Source organism: Microcoleus sp. SVA1B4 (assembly GCF_036700545.1).
Classification (GTDB): domain Bacteria; phylum Cyanobacteriota; class Cyanobacteriia; order Cyanobacteriales; family Microcoleaceae; genus Microcoleus.
In genome coordinates this window covers 31,835-57,008 of sequence record NZ_JAUBPB010000044.1, presented here as the reverse complement: position 1 = coordinate 57,008, position 25,174 = coordinate 31,835, and the positions used below count along the sequence as shown (strand labels likewise).

Genomic DNA, 25,174 nt, shown 5'->3' with positions numbered 1-25,174 from the left:
CCCGCCCGTCCTTTTTGGACGGGCGGGACGCCCATCCCACTTTCAAGAGTGGAAGTTATTTAATTCTCATTCCTTACCGAGATTGGGGAGGGTATCCCCAACCGGTTGGGAAAGACGCTGAATCTGAGTTTCAACTTCAGCCATTTCCAGAGTTGTGAGCTTAACCCCAGTTTGATACAGCATATTCGGTGGTTTATGAAGTACAGTAGAAACCTTAATTGTGTGCTGTTAATCCTCCGGGTGCGTCGCTACGAGATATTGGATATAACTTACAGATTGACGGGTGTATCCGCACCTTACACGGGCCATCAGATTATGTGTACCACATATAAATGGAATATGCTGTAAGTCAAGGTCACGAGTTTGACTATCGGATGTTTACCTCTCCGGGGACTGGAAGAGTTTATTTCTTGGATGTCCCTTAATAGTTAACAGTCCCCTCATTGGGGTGAGTGAGATAACTTTCGATTGTCTAGTGTTGCTTCAGATGGACAGCCTTACCCGGAGCGGACTTGAATTTATGAGAAATCAATCGGACAGCATATAACAGCTAACAATCAACAGACTGCATTTCTATTTTTAAGGCCGTTTCAACTCTTTGATACTCCGCCTCAACCTCTTCTAAAAGCGCGCTGGCCGGATCGGGTAAAGGCTGGTTAGCATTCGTTCCCATGCGGCCCATGATTTCGAGTTCCTCGCACAGCTCATACAAGCGAAAAGCACCGAGAGTACCGCTAATCGACTTTAAAGAGTGAGCCGATCGCCGCAAAGCCAGCGGATCGGCGTTGCACAGAGCCATAGAGATGCCTCGCAGCAGTTCGGGAGCTGTTTCGAGGTAAATCTCGATCGCCTCGTCCAAAGCTTCCACTTCTCGCAATCCCTCTATAATCTTGGGACTCAGGGAATCGTGGCTCTGTGACAAAGCCCGATCGAGATTTGATGCACCCCAATCGACGACTGCCGGCGAATTGGAAATTGTCAGTTGTGGATTTCCCGCAACAGCCACATTCGATCGCACTTCTAATTCACTCGTTCCTTCGATGTGTTCCGCCGGGGCATCCAAACAAACAATCGGCTGCAGACGATCGAATGCGGAGTTCGATCGAGATTTACAAGCGAGCAAAGCTCGCACCAACTGCTCAATTGCGATCGGCTTGCTCAAATAGTCGTCCATCCCCGCAGCCATACACTCTTCGCGATCGCCCTGCATCGCATTTGCCGTCATCGCCACAATCCAAGGCCTTGTCGATTTTCGATTTTCGATTTTCGATTTTCGATTGTTAGATTCATCCTCAGTCAATTTTCGATTTTCGATTTTCGATTTTCGATTGTTAGATTCCTCTGTCGATTTTGGATTTTCAATTTTCGATTTTCGATTATTAGATTGCTCATCAGTTGCGGAAAGTTCTGATTCTCCCGTGAGATTTTCTAAAGTTAAATCTGCTGAAAATTGCTCGCGGATGTGGCGGGTAGTTTCCAGTCCGTCCATTTCCGGCATTTGCACATCCATCAGCACCACATCGTAAGGCTGGCGGCGCAAAGCTTCGAGCACTTCGATACCGTTTCCCGCCACATCCGCGCGATACCCCATCCGCTGTAAAATTTGCAAAGCCACCTTCTGATTCACCAAATGATCGTCAGCCAACAGAATCCGCAGGGGTAAGTTCTCTGCCAACACGGGTATGGTTTGCAAGAAAGACCCGCTAGTGCGCTGCCCTTTAAATTCCGTTGTCTGTTCTCCAAAAATATTAATTAAAACATTGTAAAGCTGAGATTGTTTGATGGGTTTATTCAAAAAAGCAGCAAAATCCATCTCCATAGAAGGGGGGTTAATTTCTTGCCTGCCGATCGAAGTTAGCATCACTAACGGCAACTTTTCGCAATCAGGATACCGGCGAATTTGCGCCGCTAAAGCCAACCCGTCCATTTCCGGCATTTGCATATCCAAAACTGCCAAGTCAAACATCTCTTTAGCAGCCAGCCAATCTAAAGCCAAACGAGCCGAAGCTGAAGCCCTAGCCACCATTCCCCAAGACTGAGCTTGGAGAGTCAAAATTCTGCGGTTGGTAGCATTGTCATCGACAATTAAGACTCGCTTCCCAGCTAATTCAGGTTGAGAATTGCTCAAGTTAAGTGGTAAGGAATTCTTGCAGCCAGAAACGATCGTACTAAAATAAAAAGTAGAGCCAACAGATTTCGTATTTTGGGCGATCGGCTTGTTGCTGAGTACAGATTTGGCATACCCATATTTTTCGGCAATTTCGCAAGATTCTGCCCATCCCAAATCAATAACTGCCGACGATCTAAAATGGGCAGGAGGATTGCCCGCAACACTACCCATACTTTCCACCCACATCCGGCCGCCCATCATTTCGGCCAAACGCTTGCTAATTGCCAAACCCAATCCGGTACCGCCGTACTGCCGGCTCGTTGAAGAATCCACCTGGCTGAAAGATTTAAATAGCCGATCCATGCGATCGCTCGGAATGCCAATACCGGTATCTTTGACCGCAAAATGTATTTCGTATGCTGGGTTAATTGCTACCGGTTCGCCAGCAATTAATGGCGGTTCTTTAGCATTAGCCGCCGGCACTGAAATCTTTTTGGCAGTCACCGAAACCACCACTTCTCCAGCGTCGGTAAACTTAACCGCATTACTGAGCAAGTTGATTAAAATTTGCCTCAAGCGGGTGCTATCGCCGATCGCCGTTGCGGGTACTGTACGATCGATCAAGTAACCCACTTCCAGTTTTTTTTCTGCCGCCTTAGCAGCTACCAAGTCTAGAGATTCCTCAATGCAAGTGCGGAGGTCAAACGGATGTTCCTCCAAGTCCAATTTGCCCGACTCAATTTTCGAGAAATCTAGAATATCGTTGATCAGAGTCAGCAAGGCATCGCCACTGCTGCGGATAGTTTCTACAAAATCGCGCTGTTCGCGAGTTAAGCCCGTATCCAGCAGCAAACCAGTCATGCCGATGACTCCATTCATCGGAGTGCGAATTTCGTGGCTCATGGTTGCTAAAAATTCGCTTTTGGCTCTAGTAGCCGCCAGTGCTTGATCGCGAGCTTTTGCCAAATCTACGTCTGTTTGCTGGCGTTCGAGTTCGCTTCCCACCCACTGAGCCATCAGTTTCACCAACTCTCTGTCTACAGCTCGGAACGGTTCTGTTACAGGAGTCGGAGAAAAGAAGCACAGAGTGCCGTAAACTTCACCTGCCACCGTGACGGGAATGCCCATGTAAGCTTCGATGGGGAAAGCTCGATCGTCCGTGTTGAACGAAAAACCCGAAAATCGCACCGACTCAAAGTAAATCGGTTCTTTTGCCATTGACGTAGCGACGCAGAAAGTTTTTTCCAGATCGTAGATTTGGTCTTTGACGATCGACCCGTCGGGACACTCAACAGCCATTATTTGATAGTTGTCGCCTTGAATGCAGGACAAAATTCCCACCGACAGGCCTAAATGCCGACATCCCATTGCCAGCAGTTCTTGGAGGCGCAAATCAAAGGTAGAGAGGTGGTTGAGCGGGTCTGTACGGGGAGCAGAAGTCACTTGGTACAAAGCTTTGATTGCAGCTTCGCTTTCTCGCAGTTCTTGTTCTGTTTGCTTCCGCACGCTGATGTCGCGGGAAATGCCGATAATTTCTTGGACTTCGCCGGTTTTGGGATCACTGATCGTGCGGCCGGTGGTTTCAAACCAAATGTATTTGCCGTCTTTGCGGCGGATGCGGTAGCTGACGGTGTAAGTAACTGGGAGGGCCAGGACTTTCCAGTGAGCTTTGGCAATGGTTTCTAAATCGTCGGGGTGAAAATAATCCTTGGGGACGCGGCCGATGAGTTCCGAAGGTTCGTATCCCAGCAAAGCCCGGCTGGCGGGCGAGACGTAAACAAACACGCCTTTGGGGTCGTGTCTGGTGATCATGTCGGTTGAGTTTTCGGCCATCAACCGATAGCGGTCTTCGCTTTCATTACGTTCGACTTGAGAATTGCCCAATGCTTCTAGCATTCGGTTGATGCCGTCGGCCAAGCTTGCGAGCTCATCTGCTCCGGTCATATGAACTCTTAAGCTTGGGTCGCCGTTGGCTGCGATGTTGCTGACGCTGGTGCTCAAGGAAGCCAATCTCGCCAAAACTAATTTTTCTAGCAACAGCAGGGTGATGGCGCTAAATATTAAACCTACTGCCAGTATTGATAAGGTAAACAGCTCCAAGGTAGCCTGACCTTGACTGTAAATGATGCGATCGGTCTCTACTCGCAGCAGCAGCGCTAGGTTGCCGTGGATGTCGCGAATCAGGGCGTATCCTGCGACTAAGGTGTCGCTGAGTGGCTCGACTAAAATTTCTGCTGATTTGAGGTTGGAAATTTTGAGTTTGACATTTTCCAACTCCTGCCTCGATCGAGCCATCGCCTTGGCGCTGTGCCCGGAGTAGTTCGCGGCTCCCACTTTAAAATCTAAACTCGGCAATCTAAAATCCACTGACAGGTGAGTCAGTTCTGAAAGCAAACCGATTTCGCTGCTGTCTAGGTAGCGTCCCAAGATCAGCGTCCCCCGCGACGGGCCTTGGGAGTTGCTGTTCAAGATGGGCTTGGCGGCAATCAGCAGTCTGGCTTCTGGCAGGGTGAGGACGCCTGTTTTGGCGACGGGGCGATCGCCCTCGACTGTCGATGAGTCTATTAGTGCCTCGGTCAAGTGCTGTTTTAAGCTTTCGCGAATCGGGATTTCGGTTTGGGATTTAAGGTCGAAACCTTTGCTGAAGATCGTCTTACCGTTGGAGTCAAGCAGCACCAAGAAGTTTAGTCTCAAGTAAATAAATGTCGAATCGACGAAATTTGACTTGACAAAATTTTCGTTCCGTGTTTCGACGAAAGAGTAAGTATCGTCCCACTCGGCGTAATCTTGGGCGCTGGTGTCTAAATTCGACAAGTCATCATCTAATGCGTCCAAAGCCCGTGCGACATCCTGGCGGACGTACTGTGCCTCCAGGTTGTGAAAATCATGCAGCAAAATAGTTGATGCAGTGGCATAGAGAACCACAATCAGGCTGATCAGCGCTGCACCGATGATTAATAGTGTTTTTTTTCGGAGTTGCATGGCGTCGCCCTCCTCACGGTGCTAATAGGCAACTAGCCAGGAGAGGTTTGAGACGTAGGTTGTTTAACATTGGCGATCGCAGGGCCTGCGTGTTTGGACTTTTCTGGGCTGACGAAAGCAAAGCCCTTGGTATTCCCAAGGTATCCGGTATGTTGCCCCCCACAGCCAGTGTAGTATTTTCAGAGCTTTAGTTCCATATTATTCACAACCTATGACCTACAAGTCAAAACCTGACGATCGGCATCTTCAACATAAACGGGCGATCGAACTCAAAACAATTCGCGTTTGATACTGACGCAGCCAGGGAGGTGGGCGGTTGGGAGAACAGGCGTGCTGGGTGGAGAACCCTCTCTATTATTGTACCTAAAAAATATTGAGGAGAGAGGGAACTGGCCCGCGAAGTTTGCTTTGCCAAAAGGTTTTCACTCCAATAAATGTTTTGATTTTTGTCATTCTTCAGTAATCCTTGCAACAGTTGTAGAATCTGCCTCAAAGCAAATCCAGCCTGCAAGCCTGAACCCCGTTCAAAAATTGTGATAGCAGAGGCAATGAAGATCCGGCTACTTTTTATTTATTACATCTGCAAATAAAATATACGACAATCAATAAAATCGGCTTTTCACTTTTCTATTTTAAATTCATCAAAACTGCTAATTAAAATGTATAGATTCACCGTTGGCACCAGCCTCAAAAAACGGGTATGAACTGGTTTACCATAACATTATTCAACCGTACTAACAAATTAATACAAACCCGTTCCCAATCCCCGATCAAATCATTTACTAACATTAGTGCCTGATGTCAGTAGAAACTCACATCAGGCACTATATGCAATCCGATCGCAACTTGAGTCTTTTTTATCGGATGACGGCTAAAGCACCGGCGCCGGCTGCTGCTGCGGCCGAAGTAAGAGCGGTGAAAAATAGCCACCAAGAGGCAACTTCTGCTGCTTTCCGGGTTTCTTCGGCTTGTTTTTCGGCTTGCACTTTGATGCTTTCGAGGCGAAGCTGCGCCTCTTGCTGCAAGCGTTCTGCTCTTTGCAAGACGGTGTTGCGGCTTCTTTCAATTTGGTCGATCAAGCGGTTGGCATCTGCTTCGGAAATGTCATCGCGAGAGCTCATTAATGCTACTAAAGTATCGCGGTTGAAATGACCCAGCCGATCGCGCAAAGCATCAAATCCGGCTTGCGGATCGTCAAATAACTTCCGCACGTCCCGCGTAATGCCTTCGTAATTTAGTTCAGGGCGATCGAGCGAATTGAGGTAATCCCGAATTTTTCCGAGAACCCCGTCAATTACCGACTGAATACCCTCCTGTATTTTCTGAATTTGCAGTGCGAACTCATCGCGCACCGACAAAATGCCATCGACAATGCGATTGGCTTCTGCTTCAGAAATATCCGGCCGCTGAGACAGCAGAGAAACAATTGTAGCTCGATCGATGTGTGACAAGCGCTCGCCCAAACTGTATGCACCGACTTTCGGGTCATGCAGCAGCAGTTGCAAGTCGCGCTTGATGGATTCGGGATTTAATTCATCCTTGCCCGTATTACGCAAATAATCTTCTAAAACACTCTGAAAATCGTGCACTTGGCTTTGCACCCGTTTTGCCAAACGGCGGGGCGCTTTCACAATCGAGCCAAGGGTTTCCTGCACTTGGTCGATAATTTGATTGACTTGTTCCTCGCTCAAATCTTGTCTCTGAGAAAGCAGTTTTACCAAAGTATCGCGATCGACTTGAGACAGGCGGCCACGCAGCGCCAAAGCTCCTTCTTTTGGATTTTCCAGCAGTTTTGTCAAATCCCGCTGAATCCCTTCAGGATTGAGTTCTGATTTGCCAGTATTGCGAAGGTAATCTGCAAGGGCGGTTGTTGTATGGTCGTACTGATCCTTAGCTTTTTCGGCCAACTTTTGCGGCGCATGCACCGCGCTGTGCCAATTTTCTTCGGCGCTGTCGAGAAGCTGATTTACTTGGTCTTCGCTGAGGTCTTTCCGCTGAGATAGCAATTTTACCAAAGTTTCGCGATCGAACTTAGAAGCTCTAGCTCTGAGCGCCCACATTCCCGCTTCCGGGTTGTCCAGCAGAGTTTTCAAATCGCGCTTGATGCCTTCGGGATTAAGTTCTTCTTTGCCCGTAGACTTCAAGTATTCTTGTACTCTTTGCCACTGGTTGTCTAGTCGGGCTTGCGCTGCTTCTTGCAAACCTTTAGCATCTGCTAAAACTACATCTCGCGTCCTTTCCAACTCTTGAACAATCTGTTCTACTTCCTGGAATCCGAAGTTTTCGCGACCTCGGAGAATTTGCACGAAACTGTCGCGGGTGTAAGGAGAAAGCCGATCGCGCAACTGTTCGTAACTAGCGTCGGAATCCTCTAAGATTTTTTTGAAATCGCTCCCGATACCTGCTGCGGTCAGTTCCTCTTTCGGCGTCAGCTTCAAATAAGTTTCCAACCGCCACTGCAAATCGCGAGCTTTTTCTTGCTCCTCTGCAAAGATCACGGTTTGTAAAACGCGCTGTCTAATTGCTTCTAATTCCTGGGAAATTTCTTTAATTTTGTCTTGGGTAAAAACACCTCGACTAGCCAAGATTTCGGCAAAATTAGACTGTTTTAGTTTTTCTAATTCGCGCCGCACAGTTCCGGGGTCTGCTGTAGGATCGTAGAGAACGTCCCGAAATTCGCGCTCGATGGCTTGGGGGTTCATCTGCCACGAATAAGTGTTGAGTAGGTAGTTTTCTACGTCGGCACGAATTGGGCTGTAAGTTACGGGTTCGCCTTTGACTTGAGCGGTAATTTTATCAGTTTGCTGGGTAACTTTGTCTTTAGCTTCTTTGAGCTGACCAACTACTTTTTCCACATCGAAGTCGGACATATCCGTGCGACCCAATACTATTCCCATTAAAGCATTGACTGCCATTGTCGTTGCTTGGTTCATCATGGTCGGGCTTTGTCCCGAATTTTGACCACCGCCAAGATTGCTGAGGGCTTTTTCTACCCTACTTGCCAATGTATCTGAGACCAAATCTCCCGATTTTGCAGATTTGAGATAGTCTACTAATTGGGCGATGCCGTCTGATTGCTGCCCTTGTTTTCCTACTTGTTTCCAAGCATCTTGAAGTTGGTCTACAATGCGGTTTACGTCGCGTTTTGATAAGTCCGATCGCGAACTTACTAAATCTACGAGAGTTTGCCGATCGAGATTCGGCAAATTTTCGGCTGCAATAGTTTTTAGTTGCGGATCATTAAGCAATTTTTCAAACTCGCTACGCATCCCTTTGATGTCTAATTCAGGCGGTTTGAGGCTTTGGATATAGTCTTCGACATTTTCGCGCAAGCTTGTGGGGTCGATCGCGCTACCGAGTTCATGGCCCACTGCTGCTGCTGCTGCTTTGGCTGTGGCGACTACTTGGTTGCTGGCTGCTTTAGCGCCGATAGCCGAGGCTGCAGTGCCGACAATCGCTTGAAAACCTGATGTGGCGGTGTTGACGACGGAACCGATCAAGGAACCGACGGTGGTGGAACTCACCCAAACAAGCATTGAGAAATAGGTAGCCCACACGACTAAACCGACGATCGCACCTAAACCGGGACTGCTAATCAAGCTCAGCTTAACTGCTAGCAAGCAAGCAAAGAATAGGGCGATGGTGACGGTAATCAGCGTCCAAGTACCTACCTTTCGGCCGATGTGGCGGACTGGGGGGCTGCTGCTATCCGAGTGGTGGTCGTCGTCGTGGGATTGTCCAATGTACGAAAGGCCGGCTGCTACTGATAAATTTGTTAGCAAGAGTTGGAAAGCGCAGGCGAGTACGACTCCAGCTATCAAGGCGATAAAAAATTGCGGCCCGGAATAGAGGAGTGCTGCGTCTTCTACTCTGTTTGTTGTAGTAGTCTGCTCTACTGGCACTTGGGCCAGCCAGAACCCGATCTTATACAGTTGTGGATTTATTGGCAAATTTTGATACATAGTATATTCCTCGTTAAGGAGTGGGTGCGCGCGCTCATTGGCGCAAGTTAACCAATGTATAGTTTTAGACTCATGCCCCCAATGGCAAGCATCGCCTTATTGTCGAGCTAAAGCATCCCCCTACAGTTGGAAGTGTAGAAATATGTCTGCGGCAGGCTGTCACTTTAGGGCTATTTGTGGTATGTAAATTGGCAGTTGTGAAGTTGTTAGTTCTCAGTTATGAGTAAGGTGCGCTGTGGCGCCTCCGAGATAGATAGTAGTAATGGTAAGTCTGATTAAAACTATCGCACAGGAAAATCTTTGGTCGATCGATATTAAGAGTCGGCACAGAAGCCCAGACAAATTGTTCACAATTCATCAACCAATGCCATAGCAAATTAGCTTTCAAGGAATTCGATCGTGCAGCGAGAAAGTCATGCAATTATTATTGGCGGCAGTTTAGCAGGACTGTTGGCCTCTAGAGTATTAGCAAAACACTTCGATCGAGTAAGTATTGTTGAACGAGATTTTTTTCCTGAACAACCCGCACCTCGCCCCGGGATTCCTCAATCCCGTCACCTTCACATACTTTTAAATCGGGGGAAAATCATCCTAGAAGAGTTTTTTCCCGGCTTGGAAAACGAACTGGTAGCTGCTGGTGCTCCTAGGTTAAATCCGAGGTTGAGCGGGTGGTTTAGTCCGGCGGGTTGGGCCCCGCAATCCAGCCCGGATCTAAATGATTTAATTATGTTCAGTCGGGATTTACTGGATTGGCAAATTCGCCGCCGGTTGGCTGAAAATACGAATGTGCATTTCCTCGAAGGAGGCACAGTAACGGGGTTGCTAGCGAATGCCTCGCGCGCGGAGGTTGGTGGCGTGTCGGTGCGTTTTCGCGATCGCCACAACCCAGCTAACATTCATGAAGAGAATTTGTATGCAGATTTAGTAGTCGATGCTGGGGGCAAAGTTTCCAAAACACCTCAATGGTTGAAAAGTTTGGGCTATGAACCTCCGCAAGAAACCGTTATCAATGCTTTTGTCGGCTATGCCAGCCGCATCTATGAAGGCAGCGGTAAATTGTCAGACACTGCGCCAGTATTTGTGTCAACCGCACCGCCATTTCGCACCCGTGGCGGTGCAATTTTCCCGATCGAAGGCAATCGCTGGCTGGCGCTTCTCATCGGGGGCGATCGCGATTATCCTCCCGCAGACGAAGCAGGTTTTCTAGAATTTGCCCGCACTTTGCCAACCCCGACAATTTATGATGCAATTAAAGACGCAGAAGCAATAACACATGTTTATAGTTATCGAGGTACAGAAAACCGTTTGCGCCACTACGAGCGCCTCCGTCGTTATCCTGAAAACTTAATAATTATCGGTCATGCAGTTTGCGCTTTTAACCCGATATACGGACACGGAATGACGGTTGCTGCACTGGATGCTCAGATGCTAGATGAATGCCTCCAAAAGCAGCGGCCTCGCTATCTGCAAGGCAATTTAAAAGGTTTCTCTCGACAATTTCAACAAAAGTTAGCAAAATTACATACAATTCCTTGGACATTTGCCATCAGTCAGGATTCCCGCTATCCGGGAAGTGAAGGTGCCAAACTAAACCTCGCTACGCGGCTGACAATTGATTACATGGATCTGGTGTTAAAAGTGCTGGTCGGAGATGCTAAAGTTTGTCAAGCTTTTTTGGAAGTTCTGCACATGATTGAGTCGCCGGCTGTACTTTTTCATCCCAGTATTGCGCTGAAGGCGATCGGGCAATTAGTCACCGTTCGGCAGAAGGCAGAATTAAGATCGAGAGTTTATACAGAATCAGGTTAGGATCGCGAATTAAATAACTTACAATTTTAATTGTTATTGTGGGATGGGCGTCCCGCCCGTCCCACTTTCAAGAGTGGAAGTTATTTAATTCTCATTCCTTAGTTTTGCCAGTTCTCTTTTTTCACCGCCGATGAAAGGAGATAAACGCAGATGAAATCTATTCACCTGCATTTATTTAAGCTGATATTATGTCTGCTTGAACCTAAATTATAAAAGCGTGACTTGTGCGACTGCGATTTTCGGGTATTTCACGTAATTAAGATGGATAAAATCAGACTTTGCACCCCAAATTTCTGTTTTTGAAATAAATCATTAGATTGATGGCAAAAAATGTTGGTAGTCACGACTTACCCACAGGAGTCAAGAAACCATTTTTTTTACCCATAGCCCTCGCGCTTCACGCTATATTGTTGTAAAAAAAATCGGTTTCTGCCGCCTAGACTAATATAGAGTTGTGCAATTCTCAATTCCCAGCCAAACAATCTAATTCCCCTTGCATTTGGGCGGTAACTCGCTCGAAACAAGCATCAACATAATCGCGATCGCGCGCCGCCTCCGAACCATACCTCTCAAATACAATCGGTTCGCACACGCGAGTCCGAATTTGCACAGGTAAAGGTAGGTTTGGCAAAGGCCCAATACTCAATCCCCAAGGCAATCCCAAATACACCGGCAATACCACCGGATCGATGCCAAATAGCCACGGCATTCCCAATTCATGCAATTGCTTTGCTTGTTCGTACAAATCTGCCAAAACTATCAAAGTATCGTGAGCACCATGCGATATAATTGGTAAAATTGGCACTTCTTCTCGCAATGCTAATTTGATAAATCCCTTGCGTCCCGCAAAGTAGATTCGATCGCGCAAGTGGTGGGGACGAAAAACATCTTGGGCGCCGCCCGGATAGACGAGAACTGGGGCATTTTTTCGCAAAGCTGCGATCGCCATTTTCGGATGTGCCTTGAGGGCACCACACTGAACCGCCATGCTAGCAATATCAGGAGAAACTTCCCAAATCCTGGGGTGCATCAATCCGTAGGCCAAGCGTTCGGTTCCGTACCTGCGGAACCATTCGTATAGGAACATAAACATATCGGGAGCGGCGATTCCCCCGTTGTGAGAACCGACAACGAGCATTTTTCCGCTCGCGGGGACGTTGTGCCAACCGTCGCTTTGTACGCGAAAATAGTAGCGGTACAGCCATTCCCAGATTGGCAACAGAAGCTTAATGAAGTCGGGATTGCGATCGTCTAATGATAGACCGTCAAAGGGATAGTTAGAGGATTTGCCGTCTTTTTTGTTAGTAGTTATCGTCACTGCAAAAATATTTAACGCTTTGGTCATTATATAGCAGAAGGAAGAAAGCTTTAAATCTGGAAGACAGAAGGCTTTAGTTATTTGGGAAATAAGGAAGAAGGAAGGATATTAGTTTGGATTTTCCTCTCCTGGTGCGTGCGATCATCCCGATAGCCCTCCCAACAAAAGATTTTTCCTATCATTAATAGGCTCCCATTCCGCAGGAATCTACCGAATTAGTTTCAGCAATTGAAAACCTCATAAATATCGAGCGCGGTTGCTATAGCAATATAATTAAATCAGAATTGGTGCAAATATTTGGTTTCTGATTTGAGCGGGCTGCTTTTGTTCGGAGGTTTTGTGCTGGTTGTCTCCACAGGAACAAAACCGTTTGCAAACAGCTACAGCAACTGTCGCTGATGGCGGGGCGGCTTTAGCCACAAAAACACAACTGTGCCTCAAGCCGATAAGTTTCCGTTTTGGAAGATTTTATCAAGTTGACGCCCGCCATCGGGTCAATGCTAGCGATTGGCGCTGTTTACTTTTCCCCTCTGCCATTCCCAGACTCGGACACTTCCACCTTCTCCCCCTCCCCCACTGTGGCATAATGAGCAATTTATAGGCGTAGCAGCTTTATGTGTCTTCGCTCAACTCACCAAACATTAAATTATATAAATTAAACTTGACTTGCGGTAAAAAAAAGTTACATAAAGCTTTTTTGTGGAAGACAAATCGATTTTTTTGCTATATTGACCTGCAATTAAGATAATGATTGTGGTTAAGTGAGGATTTGAACGGATGAAAAACTTGAATTGCTGGAATAAACCCGCTGCATTGCTGGGCGCGATCGCGATCGCAACCGGAAGTTTGCAAGCGAATGCGATCGGTGTTGCCGCCCCATCAACATCGACTGTCAGTCAAGATGCTGAAAATATTGCCTTTGAAGATAGCGCCACCTTTCAAATAGCCCAGGCTGGCAACCTTTGTCGCAAAGTCACTCCCAAAGAAGGTTTGACAGTTCGCCAGAACCCAGACCCCAAATCCCCTAGAGTTGGCGGGGTAGGACTTAACACTCAGGTAACGCTGTCCCAAGGCGCTACTTCTGTTAAAGCCTCCGACGGTCGCCTCTGGATTCAAATTACCGCTCCCGTCACAGGGTATGTAGCTAGCGGATATCCCAACGACGAAAGTAATTTAGGTTCGTGCACAATTAGTCAAACTCCTGCACCGGCACCAGCACCAGCACCAGCACCAGCGCCAGCACCCGCACCCGCACCCGCACCAGCACCAGCGCCAGCACCCGCACCAGCACCAGCGCCCGCACCAGCGCCCGCACCTACACCGGCACCGGCACCAGCACCGGCACCAGCACCCGCACCTACACCGGCACCCGCACCCGCACCAGCACCAGCACCCGCACCCGCACCAGCACCCGCACCCGCACCAGCACCCGCACCCGCACCCGCACCAGCACCCGCACCAGCACCCGCACCCGCAACGGGCCCAGTAAGTCTGTGCCGCCAAGTAGAACCTCGCGTAGCGCCGAGGGGTCTAGCTATCCGCACTGAACCTTCAAGGACTGCTGCGGTTAAAGGTGGTGTACCGGCTAACGGTCAAGTAACGCTTGTGCCGAATTTCCAGTTAGTGAGAGATAAGAATGGAGAAGACCGCAATTGGGTTGAGATTTCAGCCCCTGCGGCGGGATTCATCTCTGCTGGAAATTTGATCATGTGCAAGTAAACTTGTGAGTTCGATCGCTCTTTTTGACTAAAAGAGCGATCGACACCGAAAATAGTTTTAAGATTGTCGCGCAGCAAGCGAACAACGCGGAACCCAGATTGCTTCGATGACTTACCCAGGAATAACTGATTTCTGTCGCGAGTCAGAGTTTTGCTGCGATATCTTTGGGGTTGGAGACGGTAATTTTGCGCTCGGCAACGAACTGTTTAGCGTTAATTGCTTCGTAGTTCGATCGGGCGGCGGGCTGCCCCATTGCTGCGATGGGAATTTGGATGCAGGTAAAGACAGCTAGGAAAAAGAGCGCTCGCTTGACAATTGATGGGTTCATCAGGCTTGAGATTGTGCGAGAAACTTTTGTCTCCGAGATGCAAAAGCCGCCAAATCTGCCTCGGTGAATTGAGTGTGCTGCCATGAGGGGCGGGCAAGCAGTCGATCGCACCAAGCTTGAATTTTAGGATAGCCGTCTAGGGACACACCAACCCAAGATAGCAAGGGCACGACGGTGCCGGCAACGCACTCGGCAAACGTCAGACTGTTGCTAGCGAAAAAAGGGCGATCGTCCAACAAACCTTCAAAGAATTTCAACACAGTATCGACTTTTTCCTTAGCCTTTGCGATTTCCTGCGCTTGGGGAGTTCCCCATCCCATTTTTTCACTGCTGAGGGGGTAAAGTCCCGGTAGAAGTTCGTTAACCGTGACCAATTCTACCATCTTCACAACTGCCAAATCTTTCGGTTCTTTTGGCAGCATTGCCGGTTCGGGATACTTCGTTTCTAGATAGTCAAGAATTGCTAGAGACTCGACGACAGTGAAGTCATCATCGACCAAAACAGGGATGCGGTGAAAAGGATTCATTGCCACAAATTCAGACTGCAAGTGATCGCCGTCCAAGTGGATTTCTATTAACTCAAAATCGAGGTTTTTTTCTAAAAGGGCGATCCACACGCGGCGGGAGTTGGCGGAAATGGGAGTATGGTAAAGTTTCATAAATGTTGTGCCTGGTTATTCAAAGGTAATAAAAGCCACATTTTGATTATGCACCTTGACTGTCATTTGATTTATTTTCTCCAATTTTGTCCTCTCCAGTTTCACCGTCTCCACTGTCGTCTAAATTTTTACTTTCATCTGAAACTTCATAATTATCCATAATTTCGATCAATAAATGCTTTAGATTCTTATCGGGTGGTCGTTTCTCGAATTCTGCGTGCGTGTAAATCCACAGCAACACAACTTCTTTTTTTCTAATATCTAACAAATATATAAGTCGCCCTTGTTCAGCGGCTCCGCGAAGCTGAGGCATTTTAAACTCCAGCTTCCAGAATTCTAATCCATCACGGCTAGAGCCTTGAGGCCAAGGTTCTAAATGTCCCAACGGTGGACGGGGACGGGGGTCAACGCTCAAAATTCTGAGGAATTTTTGGAGTAATTCGACAAATTTTACTAATCCTGCCTGATTTTTACGATATCTATCGCGGATCAGTTTTTGCTGACTTCTCTCAAAGTTATTCGAGAGCTTGATTTGAAATTGCTCTGATCCGTTCACACGCCTCCTCCGCCGTCATTGCCTCGCTAGTTTCCCACCCTGCCAAAGTTTCCTCCAGAGCTTCGGATAGTGCTTTTTGATAAGCCATATCTTCCCGTTCTACTCCACTCAAAATCGCATTAATAAGTCTATTAAAGGCGTTAATATAAGCTACAAAACTATCGAGTTCACCTTTAAGTACCATCCAAGGTAAAGCGATAGCCAAAGAAAAAAGCCCCACAAATTTAAGCAACCTGTCTTTAATTCCTTGAGGGGGTTCAATGAAAGCATAGGCAAAAACTTTAAGTAATTCTTGCGTTTCAGCAGGAATTTTTTCCCAACGGTCTTCAATTTTTACAGCTAAATTGTTTGCTTTTTGAGCCAGTTCCCAAAACTTTGAAGCGCTGGACGTGCGTGGCTGAAATATCTGCCGAATTTCGCTGGGGCTAATTGTGATAGTGGCTGACATTGGCCTGACCTCTGCTCACTTTACGATTAATCAGTCATTCTCAGTATATCATCAAAACAAACTTCTGGAAATCCTGTAATTGGCTGATTATTTACTTATTGTGACTTCCTGACGCACAGATGCGGTAATCGCCTCTACTAGGAATAGTCGCTCGCTAAGTGACAAATTAAGCGTTAATTTCATTATTTCTTGAAATGATAATTCTTTTGCATATTCGGAAGAATTATCATTTCGAGCGGGCGAAAAAACCTCATCAGAACTTAAATGCTTGACTGAAGTATTACGATCTAAACTTGCCTTCATGTCTGCGAGTAGAAGTTCTAAAAATTTAATATCGTTCCCTAGATCGGCAGCCTCATCTTCATCTTCTTCTATCTCTTCAATTACTTGCAAACGTTCTTGATAGGCATTGATTTGGTGTTCAATCGCTTCTATAATAAACCTGAAATCTTTAAATGATAAGTTCATATTAGTTACCTTCCTAAAAATAAATAGTCACTCGTCCAAAGTTAATTAAAAATCCCCAAAATACTATTTTTTAAGATTTCAGGTTATTTGATAGATAGAAGAAACAAGTAATCAAACATACTATGAATTATATTAGTAGGTTGGGTTTCTCTACTTAAACCCAACCTCAGACTAACTTATTCTAGTTTATGGAACAAGGTGCCTATGAGGTGAAGTGCCTCTTTGTATTTTTCTAGAGTCATCGGTCTACTGGGCTGGAATAACCAATGACCTGGACGATCATTCACTAATTCCAGTTCTGGTGGAATGTCAGTGCCGAGGTCTAATTTATACCAATTTTTTCCTGAGCCTGGCCTCTCAAAGGTTGATATTCCTTCTGACCGAGACATTCCTCCTGACAACCTTCCTTCTTCTAAAGTAGGCATAACCCATAATTCATCTTGCTGTTCATAAACGGTAATATCTTTATTGGGTCTGACATTATCCATTCTAGGTGAACTAGCATTCCCCTGTCGATACAGCGCAACGGGTGTTTTAGGCATCTTTAATCTCCTGAAGTTGTAAAAAATTAACTGGTAACGCAGGATTAGGTTTTTCGTTATAACCTCGCGTTTGAGTACAGAGGCACGGGGGCCTTATGGATTGAGCGTTTAGTTAATTTCGCTTCAGAGTTAAAGTTATGCCTATGCTAAAAACCGTTACCAAAATAACAGGGCGGGCCCTAAAGCCCGCCCCATCAAACTATCGACTATCGACTTAGTAATCGAAGTCGCCGCCGCCCATGCCGCCGCCAGCGCCTGCAGCAGCGCCATCCTTCGGTTCAGGCTTGTCAACGACGATACACTCGGTTGTCAGCACCATACCAGCAATAGATGCGGCATTTTGTAGAGCAGAACGAGTCACCTTCGCGGGGTCAACGATACCAGCTTCAAACATATCGACAAACTCATTTGTCGCTGCGTTGAAACCAACGTTGAACGGCTTTTCTTTGACGCGCTCAGCAATCACAGCGCCGTTCAAACCAGCATTTTCAGCAATCCGCTTCAGAGGAGCAGCCAGAGCCCGTGCCACAATCAAAGCACCGGTCAATTCTTCGCCCTTCAGGCTGCTGTTAGCCCACTCTTCCAATTGAGGAGTCAGGTGAGCCAAAGTTGTACCGCCGCCAGGAACAATTCCTTCTTCGACAGCAGCTTTGGTTGCGTTGATCGCATCTTCAAGACGCAGTTTGCGATCCTTCATTTCTGTTTCGGTAGCCGCGCCAACTTTGATGACTGCGACGCCGCCAGCCAATTTGGCCAAACGTTCTTGCAGCTTCTCTTTGTCGTAGGAAGACTCGGTTTCGTCCATTTGACGGCGAATTTGTTCGCAGCGGGACTTAACTGCAGCTTCGTTACCTTCGGCAACAATTGTGGTGCTGTCTTTGGTGATGGTGATGCGGCGAGCTTTGCCGATCATGTCAAGCTTGGTATTTTCCAGTTTCAAACCGGCGTCTTCGGTGATTAGTTGACCGCCGGTCAATACGGCGATATCTTCTAACATGGCTTTGCGTCGATCGCCAAAACCGGGTGCTTTAACAGCAGTCACGTTCAACACACCGCGCAGTTTGTTGACAACGAGGGTAGCTAAAGCTTCTTTCTCAATGTCTTCTGCAATGATCAACAGCGGGCGGCCGGAACGAGCTACTTGTTCGAGCACGGGTACTAAATCTTGTACCAGAGCAATTTTCTTGTCTGTCAGCAAGATGAACGGTTCTTCGAGAATCGCTTCCATCCGTTCGGTGTCGGTGACGAAGTAGGGAGAAATGTAGCCTTTGTCAAAGCGCATCCCTTCGGTGATTTCCAATTCGGTGGTCATAGACTTCCCTTCTTCCAGGGAAATCACGCCTTCTTTGCCCACCTTGTCCATTGCGTTGGCAATCATTTGACCGACTTCATCGTCGTTACCAGCAGAGATGGAGCCGACTTGAGCGATGGCTTTGGAATCTTCTACTTGTTTGGCGTGTTCGGCAATTTTTTCTACCAAAAACGTGGTTGCTTTGTCAACACCGCGCTTGAGGGCGATCGCATTTGCGCCGGCTGCTACGTTACGCAGACCTTCTTTGACCATGGCGTGAGCCAAAACGGTAGCAGTTGTTGTACCGTCGCCTGCTGCGTCGTTGGTTTTGGAAGCGGCTTGACGGATCAGGGCAACGCCTGTATTTTCTACGTGGTCTTCTAGTTCGATTTCTTTGGCGATGGTAACACCGTCATTGACGATCTGAGGAGCTCCGAATTTCTTTTCGAGAACCACGTTACGGCCTTTGGGGCCGAGGGTTACGGCCACTGCTTCGGCCAAAATGTCCATACCGCGTTCGAGGGCGCGACGTGCATTTTCGTTGTAGATGATACGCTTAGCCATAGTTTTTGGGGATGAGAGGGTTTGAGATTTTGGATTGGGGATGATGGATTTTAGTCATTTGTCCCGTGTCATTAGTTGTTTGGCGGCGTTCGCTTTAAACTAATGACTGATGACTAAGGACTAAGGACTGATGACTAATGATTAATTAGTTAACGATCGCCAGAATGTCTTTTTCTGCAAGCAAGACGTATTCGTCTGTGCCGAGTTTGATATCGGTGCCGGCGTACTTCGAGTAGAGAACTTTGTCGCCGACTTTGACTTCCATTTCAATGCGGGTGCCATCGTCATTGCGCTTGCCGGGGCCCACGGCCGCGACTTCGCCTACTTGGGGCTTTTCCTTAGCTGTGTCGGGCAGAAGGATGCCGCCGGCGGTTTTTTCTTCGCTAGCGCTTACTTTTACGAACACGCGCTCGCCTAACGGTTTAACGGTAGAAACACTCAGTGATACTGCTGCCATAAATAAATCTCCAGATTACAGATTGTCGTCAGTCGTCAGGGGTCACGATGAAAGCAACAGCGGACTACTTACAACTGACATATTAGCACTCTCGACTCCTGAGTGCTAATTTAGCTCTAGAAAGGGGCGATCGCAACTTAGTTGTCAGTACGGGTTCCCGAACCGAGCATGAGTTGAAGGGAAGGAGAGGGGGGAGTGCAGGGCTGTTTCATTCTTTTGTAGGGGCAGCCCCCCGTGGCTGCCCCCATGTCTGTGCAGTCGTCTGTGGCGGGGTAGGCACGGGGGGGTAGGCACGGGGGGGTAGGCACGGGGGGGTAGGCACGGGGGGGTAGGCACGGGGGCACTACCCCTACAAAATTCATGTTTTTGGTGAGAATGAAACAGCCCTGGGATTGGAGGCTGTGATGATGACTTTTGATCGCTAACCAATTATTTTTGATTGATGAAGAGAATGACAGAAAATAACATGGAATCTTGCAGCCAAGGCTTGAGCGCTTGCGTCCAAAGCCTGGGAATCCCTCAAATCGAGCGGCATATTTTTATCTGTGCCGACCAAACCGTGCCCAAGTGCTGCGATCGGCAAACCAGTCTGGAGGCGTGGAATTACTTAAAAAAACGCTTGCAAGAATTGGGGTTGGACAAGCCAAGTGCCACTCGACCAACCTGCGTCTTTCGCACGAAAGCCAATTGCCTGCGAGTGTGCGCGTCTGGCCCGATTATGGTAGTCTATCCAGACGGAGTGTGGTATCGCGACGTTACTCCACCCGTGATTGAGAGAATTATTCAGGAACATCTCCTAAACTCAAAGGTGGTTCAAGAATACGCTTTCTTGACTCATCCTTTGCCTGTGCCTGCTGAGACCCAGCCAAACATTTAAGTGTAGCGCTGTTTAAAGTACAGGGTTATAGGTAAAGTGTTAAATTTAAGGTTAAGGGTGAAAAATTGAGACAGTTTCGCGTCCTGGCGATCGCACCTGCTACAGCTCAATAAAACTGTAGTTAGGTTCTTGTCTTGCTGGTGCGGCTTCCCGTGTTCCTTGTGTTTCTCAAAAGGTACAGTAAAAAAAATCGATCGCAGGAACTGAGAAATTTTGTGCAAAAATTTCTCAGTGGCAGACACTAAGCAGGTTGCCAAACTACACTAGAAACAGTTAAATACGTAAGTAGGGAGTCTGCTTAAATTTCTCTATATCAGAAGTATCATTTAAAACCGGGGCATTAACCTGAAATTGAACCATCGAGATTAAAGATATTTAACTTGCGCTCTGTTAGGGAATCTGCAATCAATCAAGGCTGATCTTGACAGGGCGATCGTCGATTACAGGTTTGGGCTGCGTTCCAGGTCGTAAGACACTCACAAACAGCCGTCGATTATAGGTTGGAAAGCGGTAATACCCGCCCCGCTTTCCCTCACCGCCATCCCTTCAGTCGATCGTCGTCCTCCACTCCCAGCCGGGTGGCGGGGGACTGACCGAAAAAACAGAAGTGAAAACAAGGAAGTGTGCGGGATACTTTAGCGGGAATAAACATGACAAAGGACAATAATTCAGGAGAACAAAAACGGCTGATGCTGGTTGACGACGACCCCAATTTGATCTTGCTGGTCAAAGACTACTTGGAGTTTCGGGGTTACAACGTCATTACAGCAGAAAACGGCAGAGACGCTCTGGAAAAACTAGAACAAGAAGTTCCCGACTTGATGATCTGCGACGTGATGATGCCGGAAATGGACGGCTACACTTTAGTCAAACACATCAGAGAAGACCCGCGCACGAGCTGGATTCCGGTTCTTTTCTTGTCCGCAAAAGGTCAAAGTTCAGACCGAGTAAAAGGCTTGAGCACGGGCGCTGACGTTTATATAGTCAAGCCTTTTGAACCAGAAGAACTGGTAGCCCAAGTGGAATCTTCTCTGAAAGCAGCATCCCGCTTGATTCGTCACTCAAATCCCGGTATGGAGAGTGGCCCAAAAATTAAGGCGCGCCGCAATGTCGAATTGACTCCCACTGAGTTAAAGGTGGTACAGTTGCTAGCGCAGGGTATGGCAAACCGCCAGATCGCAGACGTGATGAATGTCAGCCAGCGGACTATCGAAAGCCACGTCAGCAATATGCTGGGCAAAACAGGTCTGCACAACCGGACAGAGTTAGCTCGCTGGGCTCTTGAAAGCAAAAAGGCTTGAGCGGAGGTAGTCTGCGCTATGAAATCAGGGGAGCAACATCTACTGCTATGCGCTGGGCGTATGCCTGCTTGGCGGTAGGGCGGTGGGCGCGGTAGTTTGAAGACGCCCTTAACCTTGACACGGCAGTCGGTATTGAGTTACTAGGCGTATAGTTTGTGAGGGCCCCTCGCTCAAAAGCAAGCAGGGTTAAAAGAACCCTCTGGCGGTAGAGCCGAAAATATGAAATACTGGGGAGATGGAGTTTTCTGAAGTCTAATCTATTGCCTCAGTTAGCTCCATGTTGCTAAAATGTGATATTTAGATTAACTTCTTTCTACAATTATTAGGTCTAAGTTTCTATGACAAACTTAATGAACCGCCTTTCTATTTTTGTGGACGGGAACAATATGTTCTACGCTCAACAAAAGAACGGTTGGTTTTTTGATCCTCGCAGGGTGCTCGAATATTTCAAAACTTCGCAGCCGAATGTCATCTTGATCAATGCTTTCTGGTATACGGGTCTGAAAGACCCCCAAGATCAAAGGGGATTTCGAGATGCTTTGATCAGTCTAGGTTACACGGTTCGCACTAAAATTCTTAAGGAATATTACGACGATGCTTCGGGCAGATATTCTCAAAAGGCTAATTTAGACATAGAAATTGTGGTTGATATGTTTAATACCGTGGATCAATACGACCAAGTTGTGCTGTTTAGCGGGGATGGGGATTTTGAGAGGGCGATCGAGCTGCTCCGCTCGAAAAATACTCATATTACTGTGGTATCCACCGAAGGAATGATTGCTAGAGAGTTACGAAATGCTACAGATAGGTATATAGACCTAAATGAAATTAGGGAACATATCGAGAAGATGGATTATTAGTCAGTAGTTAGTAGTTATTAGTCATTAGTCATTAGTCATTAGTTAGTAGTTATTAGTCAGCAGTTATGGGTTATGGGTTATGGGTTATTAATTATTCGTTATTGGCGCGAAACACGGGACTGGTGCTCCCGCCAAAAAACGCATACTTGCTTTCCGATAGGAGCCACCAGTAGCCCAAAATTTTAGACTAAGGTTCAAGTTCCCAGATTCATCTGTGGAGTAAATCTAAAATCTAAAATCTAAAATCTAAAATCTAAAATCGACTGACTGGAGACTAAAAATCCATAAAAACGGACAAGTAAAAATCAGGAAAACACTTTTGTAGAGCTATGAAAACTCAACCAAGTCAAGACCGGATTATTATTTTCGATACGACTTTGCGGGACGGAGAACAATCTCCGGGTGCATCTCTAAATGTGGATGAAAAGCTAACTATCGCCCGCCAGTTAGCGAGATTGGGCGTGGATGTGATTGAAGCGGGTTTCCCTTTCACCAGCACAGGAGATTTCGAGGCAGTCCAAAAAATAGCCCGATCGGTTGGCACGGAAAATGGGCCGACAATTTGCGGTTTAGCAAGGGCGAGAAAGGAGGATATTAAAACAGCAGCCGAGGCTCTCAAACCCGCCGTAAATTCGCGAATTCATACGTTTCTGGCTACGTCCGATATTCACTTGGAGTATAAGCTGAAAAAGACGCGGGCTGAGGTTCTGGAAATTGTGCCGGAAATGGTGGCTTACGCTAAGTCTTTTGTGGATGATGTGGAGTTTTCGCCGGAAGATGCTTGTCGCTCGGAACCGGAGTTTTTGTATCAGGTTCTAGAACTGGCGATCGCAGCGGGTGCGACTACTGTTAATATTCCCGATACTGTCGGCTACACGACTCCGAGCGAGTTTGGGGCTTTGATTCGCGGAATTAAGGAAAATGTGCCGAATATCGATCGCGCAATTATTTCGGTGCACGGTCACAATGACTTAGGATTGGCTGTTGCTAACTTTTTGGAAGCTGTGAAAAATGGCGCTAGACAGTTAGAATGCACGATTAACGGGATTGGCGAACGGGCGGGAAATGCAGCTCTCGAAGAGTTGGTAATGGCGCTTTACGTGCGACGCCAATATTATAATCCGTTCTTGGGCCGGCCTGCGGATTCTGAGGAACCGCTGACAAATATTGACTCGCGCCAAATTTACAAAACATCGCGCTTGGTTTCCAATTTGACGGGGATGTTGGTGCAGCCAAATAAGGCGATTGTGGGAGCAAATGCTTTCGCTCACGAGTCGGGAATTCACCAAGACGGAGTGCTGAAAAATAAGCGGACATACGAGATTATGGACGCTGAGTCGATCGGCTTAACTGAAAATCAAATCGTCTTGGGCAAATTATCCGGCCGCCACGCTTTTCACACTCGCTTGAAAGAGTTGGGTTTTGAAATGGCCGACGATGAGCTAAATAAGGCTTTTGTCAAGTTCAAAGATTTAGCTGACAAGAAAAAAGAGATTACTGATTGGGATTTAGAGGCGATCGCCAACAACGAAGCCCACCAAGCACCGGAACTTTTCCGGTTAGAATTGGTGCAGGTTTCTTGCGGCGACAAATCGCGGCCGACAGCAACAGTCACTGTGCGGAATCCGGCGGGCGAAGAATTGACCGATGCTGCGATCGGCACTGGGCCTGTGGATGCGATTTACAGGGCAATTAACCGGGTGGTAAACGTACCGAACGAGTTGATCGAGTTTTCTGTACAGTCGGTGACAGCAGGAATTGATGCGATCGGCGAAGTAACAATTCGCTTGCGCCACGAAGGCAAAGTATTTTCCGGTCACTCAGCAAATACCGACATTATCGTAGCGTCTGCAGAAGCATACATCAGCGCTTTAAATCGCCTGTATCAGGCATTGCAGCATACTACTGAAAAATCTTCGGAACAGCCAAATCTGATCAGAAATGAAGTTGTTGCAAAAGCACAGCGCTGATAAATTTATTGTCAGCCATTTTTCTTGAAACCAACCGCAGACGAACCCAGATCGAAGCAGATAAATCTCAATTAATCTGCCTTGATCCGGGTTTATCTGCGGTTTAAAATTACTTTTTTTTACTAATAACCAAATCTTGAAAAATGCAAGACGAAACCTTAAAAAAAGAGCGGCAATTCCACGATGCTTGGGCATCCACAATCGATATTGACGGCATTCAAGTCAATGATTACTTTGAAGCTTGTACCGCCCCAGAAAATAGATTTATAGTCCAGCAAATGGGCGATATTACAGGCAAACGCCTGTTAGATTTAGGCTGTGGCGCGGGAGAAAATAGCGTTTATTTTGCTAAAAAAGGCGCGCATTGTGTGGCGGCGGACTATTCTCAGGGTATGGTAGAAGTTGCTCTGAAATTGGCAGAGAAAAACGGCGTCAAAATAGACGGCTGCACTGTAAATGCAATGGCTATGGATTTCCCCGACAACAGTTTTGATATTGTCTACGCTTCTAATTTGCTGCACCATTTGCCGGAACCTGAAAAGGCAATTCGCGAAATGCACCGCGTGCTGAAGCCTGGGGGTAAAGCTTGTTTTTGGGACCCGATGAAGCACAATCCGGTGATTAATGTTTACCGCAGGATGGCGACTGAGGTGCGGACTGAGGATGAAAGTCCTTTGGATATTAATATTGTGAAACTTGTTCAATCTTTGTTTTCCGAGACGGCTTATGATACGTTTTGGCTGACATCGCTGTGGATTTTTTTGCGCTTTTATTTGATAGAAAAAGTGCATCCAAATGAGGAGCGTTATTGGAAAAAGATTATCATTGAACAAGAGAGATTGAAACCGGAATATTCTCGATTAGAAGGGTGGGATGGGTTTTTGAAGAAGTTGCCTTTGATGAAGCGCTTGGCTTGGAATTTGGCTGTGGTGGCAACGAAGTAATTAAAAGAA

At 47.1% G+C, this 25,174-nt stretch carries 19 protein-coding genes; 8 read left to right on the top strand and 11 right to left on the bottom strand.

Annotated elements, in window-relative coordinates; genetic code table 11:
- Positions 1-550 precede the first annotated feature (550 nt).
- On the bottom strand, positions 551-5,092 hold the full coding sequence (locus QT987_RS19500; RefSeq protein ID WP_333243105.1) for a response regulator: 4,542 nt from the start codon (positions 5,090-5,092) through the stop codon (positions 551-553).
- Between the two features lie 857 nt (positions 5,093-5,949).
- Complete coding sequence (locus QT987_RS19495; protein ID WP_333243103.1) at positions 5,950-9,054, bottom strand: MFS transporter; 3,105 nt, start codon at positions 9,052-9,054, stop codon at positions 5,950-5,952.
- Between the two features lie 399 nt (positions 9,055-9,453).
- Between QT987_RS19495 and QT987_RS19490 the strand changes: the two genes are divergently transcribed.
- A complete protein-coding gene (locus QT987_RS19490; protein ID WP_333243100.1) occupies positions 9,454-10,863 on the top strand; it encodes a 2-polyprenyl-6-methoxyphenol hydroxylase-like oxidoreductase in 1,410 nt (469 codons plus the stop codon).
- Positions 10,864-11,326: 463 nt separating this feature from the next.
- On the opposite strand, the gene QT987_RS19485 is transcribed toward QT987_RS19490, so the two are convergent.
- The gene (locus QT987_RS19485; protein WP_333243098.1) at positions 11,327-12,208 is read right to left on the bottom strand and encodes a glycerol acyltransferase; all 882 of its coding nucleotides are present in this window, start codon (positions 12,206-12,208) and stop codon (positions 11,327-11,329) included.
- 319 nt (positions 12,209-12,527) lie between these two features.
- Here QT987_RS19485 and QT987_RS19480 point away from each other — a divergent pair, with 319 nt between their 5' ends.
- Positions 12,528-12,782: a hypothetical protein gene (locus QT987_RS19480; RefSeq protein ID WP_333243094.1), complete on the top strand. Its 255-nt coding sequence runs from the start codon at positions 12,528-12,530 to the stop codon at positions 12,780-12,782.
- 176 nt (positions 12,783-12,958) lie between these two features.
- Entirely contained in the window at positions 12,959-13,900 is a 942-nt protein-coding gene (locus QT987_RS19475) for an SH3 domain-containing protein (protein WP_333243091.1), read from the top strand.
- Between the two features lie 142 nt (positions 13,901-14,042).
- On the opposite strand, the gene QT987_RS19470 is transcribed toward QT987_RS19475, so the two are convergent.
- From QT987_RS19470 to groES, 8 genes are all read right to left on the bottom strand, one after another.
- The gene (locus tag QT987_RS19470; protein ID WP_333243089.1) at positions 14,043-14,228 is read right to left on the bottom strand and encodes a hypothetical protein; all 186 of its coding nucleotides are present in this window, start codon (positions 14,226-14,228) and stop codon (positions 14,043-14,045) included.
- Positions 14,228-14,887, bottom strand: coding sequence for a glutathione S-transferase family protein (locus QT987_RS19465; protein WP_333243086.1), 660 nt, complete (start codon positions 14,885-14,887; stop codon positions 14,228-14,230). The genes QT987_RS19470 and QT987_RS19465 overlap by 1 nt, the downstream gene beginning before the upstream one ends.
- A 46-nt stretch (positions 14,888-14,933) precedes the next feature.
- Positions 14,934-15,443 (bottom strand): hypothetical protein, encoded by a 510-nt coding sequence (locus QT987_RS19460; RefSeq protein WP_333243083.1) that lies wholly within the window; start codon positions 15,441-15,443, stop codon positions 14,934-14,936.
- Positions 15,403-15,891, bottom strand: coding sequence for a hypothetical protein (locus tag QT987_RS19455; RefSeq protein ID WP_333243080.1), 489 nt, complete (start codon positions 15,889-15,891; stop codon positions 15,403-15,405). Before QT987_RS19455 ends, QT987_RS19460 begins: the two co-directional genes overlap by 41 nt.
- An 87-nt stretch (positions 15,892-15,978) precedes the next feature.
- The gene (locus QT987_RS19450) at positions 15,979-16,359 is read right to left on the bottom strand and encodes a hypothetical protein (RefSeq protein ID WP_333243077.1); all 381 of its coding nucleotides are present in this window, start codon (positions 16,357-16,359) and stop codon (positions 15,979-15,981) included.
- Positions 16,360-16,535: 176 nt separating this feature from the next.
- Positions 16,536-16,901: a Tse2 family ADP-ribosyltransferase toxin gene (locus tag QT987_RS19445; RefSeq protein WP_333243074.1), complete on the bottom strand. Its 366-nt coding sequence runs from the start codon at positions 16,899-16,901 to the stop codon at positions 16,536-16,538.
- Positions 16,902-17,115: 214 nt separating this feature from the next.
- Positions 17,116-18,756, bottom strand: coding sequence for a chaperonin GroEL (groL, locus tag QT987_RS19440; protein WP_333046934.1), 1,641 nt, complete (start codon positions 18,754-18,756; stop codon positions 17,116-17,118).
- Between the two features lie 145 nt (positions 18,757-18,901).
- Positions 18,902-19,213 (bottom strand): co-chaperone GroES, encoded by a 312-nt coding sequence (gene groES / locus QT987_RS19435; RefSeq protein ID WP_332945088.1) that lies wholly within the window; start codon positions 19,211-19,213, stop codon positions 18,902-18,904.
- A gap of 451 nt (positions 19,214-19,664) precedes the next feature.
- Between groES and QT987_RS19430 the strand changes: the two genes are divergently transcribed.
- The 5 genes from QT987_RS19430 to QT987_RS19410 all read left to right on the top strand — a co-directional run bounded on the left by QT987_RS19430 (position 19,665) and on the right by QT987_RS19410 (position 25,165).
- Positions 19,665-20,090, top strand: coding sequence for a ferredoxin (locus QT987_RS19430; RefSeq protein ID WP_333243072.1), 426 nt, complete (start codon positions 19,665-19,667; stop codon positions 20,088-20,090).
- Positions 20,091-20,740: 650 nt separating this feature from the next.
- On the top strand, positions 20,741-21,391 hold the full coding sequence (locus QT987_RS19425; RefSeq protein ID WP_015174512.1) for a response regulator transcription factor: 651 nt from the start codon (positions 20,741-20,743) through the stop codon (positions 21,389-21,391).
- A 338-nt stretch (positions 21,392-21,729) separates the two neighbouring features.
- Positions 21,730-22,251 carry a LabA-like NYN domain-containing protein gene (locus QT987_RS19420; RefSeq protein WP_006633075.1) on the top strand — a complete coding sequence of 174 codons (522 nt, stop codon included), beginning with the start codon at positions 21,730-21,732 and terminating at the stop codon, positions 22,249-22,251.
- 329 nt (positions 22,252-22,580) lie between these two features.
- A complete protein-coding gene (locus tag QT987_RS19415) occupies positions 22,581-24,221 on the top strand; it encodes a 2-isopropylmalate synthase (protein ID WP_333243069.1) in 1,641 nt (546 codons plus the stop codon).
- Between the two features lie 143 nt (positions 24,222-24,364).
- The gene (locus QT987_RS19410; protein WP_333243064.1) at positions 24,365-25,165 is read left to right on the top strand and encodes a class I SAM-dependent methyltransferase; all 801 of its coding nucleotides are present in this window, start codon (positions 24,365-24,367) and stop codon (positions 25,163-25,165) included.
- The last annotated feature ends 9 nt before the right edge of the window (positions 25,166-25,174 follow it).